At 78.1% G+C, this 237-nt stretch carries 1 protein-coding gene; it reads left to right on the forward strand.

Going from position 1 to position 237, the window contains the following annotated elements:
* Positions 1-237 (forward strand): hypothetical protein (locus ACZ3HG_RS24825; RefSeq protein WP_465335202.1); only part of this gene is annotated, 237 nt, incomplete at both ends.

Consider the following 237-nt stretch of genomic DNA (forward strand, 5'->3'; position numbering starts at 1 on the left):
TGCTCGCCGTCGTGGCGGGGATCGTCGCGCTCCTGCGTCGTCGCGCGGCGGTCGCGCTCGGGCTGGCCGTCGTCTTCGCCGCCGCGGCGGTCGGCAACGGCGCGGTTCTGCTGGCTCGGGGCTGGGGCGGCTCCGTCGCCGAGGGCGACCTCACCGTGGCGGTGTGGAACACGTACGGCGGGGGAGCGTCGCCCGACGCCATCGCCCGCCTCGTCCGCGAGAGCGGCGCCGACGTCG

The sequence above is a fragment of the Erwinia sp. PME.40.26/001 genome (genome assembly GCF_055556675.1).